This is a genomic window from Phaeodactylibacter xiamenensis (genome assembly GCF_000759025.1).
GTDB lineage: Bacteria > Bacteroidota > Bacteroidia > Chitinophagales > Saprospiraceae > Phaeodactylibacter > Phaeodactylibacter xiamenensis.
Window position 1 is genome coordinate 1 of sequence record NZ_JPOS01000042.1, and the last position, 3,630, is coordinate 3,630.

A 3,630-nucleotide genomic window follows, 5' to 3' on the forward strand; every position below is an offset into this window, starting at 1 on the left:
ATGGAGGTACCGGTGATCTTCCTGACATGTTCCAAAACTACATGGACTACTCCGATGATGGCTGTATGAACCTCTTCACGCAAGGCCAGACTGCCCGTATGCGGGCTTTGTTTGAGCCCGGTGGCGCCCGTGCCAGCCTGCTGAACTCTACCGCCTGCGGCACCCCCGTAACGCCTACCTGCAATGACGGCATCCAAAACGGCGATGAGACCGGCGTAGACTGCGGCGGAAGCCATTGCCCACCCTGTGCTGTGCCTTGTGCCGATCCGGGCTTTACGTCCAATACCATAACGACATCAGCGGATGGTGCTTGGTCCGTATACGCCATGGATTTGGACGGTGATGGCGACGCGGATGTATTATCGGCCTCATATAGTGATGATAAGATAGCGTGGTACGAGAATGACGGCAGCGGCAATTTTGGTGCGCAGCAGGTCATAACGACATCAGCGAATAGTGCCAGGTCCGTATACGCCATGGATTTGGACGGTGATGGCGACGCGGATGTATTATCGGCCTCTTTTAATGATTATAAGATAGCGTGGTACGAGAATGATGGCAGCGGCAATTTTGGTGCGCAGCAGGTCATAACGACATCAGCGGAAGGTGCTTGGTCCGTATACGCCATGGATTTGGACGGTGATGGCGACGCGGATGTATTATCGGCCTCTTCGTGGGATGATAAGATAGCGTGGTACGAGAATGACGGCAGCGGCAATTTTGGTGCGCAGCAGGTCATAACGACATCAGCGGATGGTGCTTGGTCCGTATACGCCATGGATTTGGACGGTGATGGCGACGCGGATGTATTATCGGCCTCTTCGGTTGATGATAAGATAGCGTGGTACGAGAATGACGGCAGCGGCAATTTTGGTGCGCAGCAGGTCATAACGACATCAGCGAATGGTGCCAGGTCCGTATACGCCATGGATTTGGACGGTGATGGCGACGCGGATGTATTATCAGCCTCTTCGGTTGATGATAATATAGCGTGGTACGAGAATGACGGCAGCGGCAATTTTGGTGCGCAGCAGGTCATAACGACATCAGCGGATGGTGCCAGGTCCGTATACGCCATGGATTTGGACGGTGATGGCGACGCGGATGTATTATCGGCCTCTTCGTATGATGATAAGATAGCGTGGTACGAGAATGACGGCAGCGGCAATTTTGGTGCGCAGCAGGTCATAACGACATCAGCGAATAGTGCCAGGTCCGTATACGCCATGGATTTGGACGGTGATGGCGATGCGGACGTTTTATCAGCCTCTTCGACTGATGATAAGATAGCGTGGTACGAGAATGACGGCAGCGGCAATTTTGGTGCGCAGCAGGTCATAACGACATCAGCGGATGGTGCCGGTTCCGTATACGCCATGGATTTGGACGGTGATGGCGATGCGGATGTATTATCAGCCTCTTCGCTTGATGATAAGATAGCGTGGTACGAGAATGACGGCAGCGGCAATTTTGGTGCGCAGCAGGTCATAACGACATCAGCGGATGGTGCCAGTTCCGTATACGCCATGGATTTGGACGGTGATGGCGATGCGGATGTATTATCAGCCTCTTCGCTTGATGATAAGATAGCGTGGTACGAGAATGACGGCAGCGGCAATTTTGGTGCGCAGCAGGTCATAACGACATCAGCGAATGGTATCAGGTCCGTATACGCCATGGATTTGGACGGTGATGGCGACGTGGATGTATTATCAGCCTCTGATAATAAGATAGCGTGGTACGAGAATGACGGCAGCGGCAATTTTGGTGCGCAGCAGGTCATAACGACATCAGTGGAAGGTGCCAGGTCCGTATACGCCATGGATTTGGACGGTGATGGCGATGCGGACGTTTTATCAGCCTCTTCGCTTGATAATAAGATAGCGTGGTACGAGAATGACGGCAGCGGCAATTTTGGTGCGCAGCAGGTCATAACGATATTATCGTATGGTGCTGCCAGGTCCGTATACGCCATGGATTTGGACGGTGATGGCGATGCGGATGTATTATCGGCCTCATTAAATGATGATAAGATAGCGTGGTATGAAAATGACTGTGTAGCCCCCTGCCCCACACCAGAAAACATAACGATAACTTACGATTGTGGCGGAGAGGTTGTCCTGCATTGGGACATTACCGACCCGGATACGCTGGTCCAATCCTATTCAGTAACAATGGATACGAATGGTCAGGAGTTCACCAGTTATACCGGTCTTACTACATCTGAATTAACGATCCCTGCCGGTACCCTTCAGCCAGGGACAGATTATGAGTACACCATTACAAGTAGCTGCGGGGCCAACACTACAGGCGTTATTGACGGCACAGAGATCAGAGATCCATTACCGGAGATCATTATAAGCAATGTGGTTCAGCCGGACTGCCAGGGCAATGATGCTGGAGGTTTCGACGTAACCCTAACAGACGACTGCGGAGCATTCTACAATATCAGTGTTGGGGCAACGACTTTCTTTAATGTCCCTGCCGGTGCGACGGTTACATTTATTGATTTGGAAGGTACGCCGACCGGTATGACACATCAAGTCAATATTGCATTAGCCGATGCGGGCCCATGTGATTTAAGCGTTGAAGAAGTAGCCTGCCTGAATGCGGTAACTGCATCTGAGTTGATCTACACAGCCGACACTAGCCCTCCCGATGCATTGTGTGCGAATACCACTGTATTTTTTGATGCATCCGGTCAGGCATCCATCAACCCACAGGATGTAGACGGTGGCTCCACAGACGATTGTGCAACCGTGCTAAACTACGCTCTTGACCAATCCCAGTTCACTTGTAGCGATGCACCTGAGGTGATGGTGCAGCTGGAAGTAGGAGATGGAAACCCCGCAACGGGATCAGGAACCTGTATGGCTGCTGTAACGCTCATTGATGACTTGCTACCCTCTGCGGTTTGTCAGGATTTAAGCATAGACCTGGATGGTTCGGGTATGGCCAGTGTCTCTCCACAGGATGTAGACGGTGGTTCCACCGATAATTGTGGAGTGGCTGGCCTGACCCTTGATATAACCCAATTTTCCAGCGCGGACATCGGGCAAAATCAGGTCATACTGACCGCAGAGGATGCTGCCGGCAATTTAAATAGCTGCTTAGCGACTGTGACGGTGAATGGGGCACCGCCAAATTGTTCTGATGGTATTCAGAATGGGGATGAAACGGGAGTCGATTGCGGCGGCAGCAATTGCCCACCCTGCGCTGTGCCTTGTGCTGATCCGGGCTTTACGTCCAATACCATAACGACATCAGCGGATGTTGCCAAGTCCGTATACGCCATGGATTTGGACGGTGATGGCGACGCGGATGTATTATCGACCTCATTAGATGATGATAAGATAGCGTGGTACGAGAATGACGGCAGCGGCAATTTTGGTGCGCAGCAGGTCATAACGACATCAGCGGATGGTGCTTGGTCCGTATACGCCATGGATTTGGACGGTGATGGCGACGCGGATTTATTATCGGCCTCATATGGTGATAATAAGATAGCGTGGTACGAGAATGACGGCAGCGGTAATTTTGGTGCGCAGCAGGTCATAACGACATCAGTGGATGTTGCCAGGTCCGTATACGCCATGGATTTGGACGGTGATGGCGACGCGGATGTATTAT

Annotated in this window: 1 protein-coding gene; it reads left to right on the plus strand. The window is 51.8% G+C overall.

Annotated elements, in window-relative coordinates; all coding sequences use genetic code 11:
- A partial coding sequence (locus IX84_RS18125; RefSeq protein WP_044223944.1) for an FG-GAP-like repeat-containing protein occupies positions 1–3,630 on the plus strand: 3,630 nt, incomplete at both ends.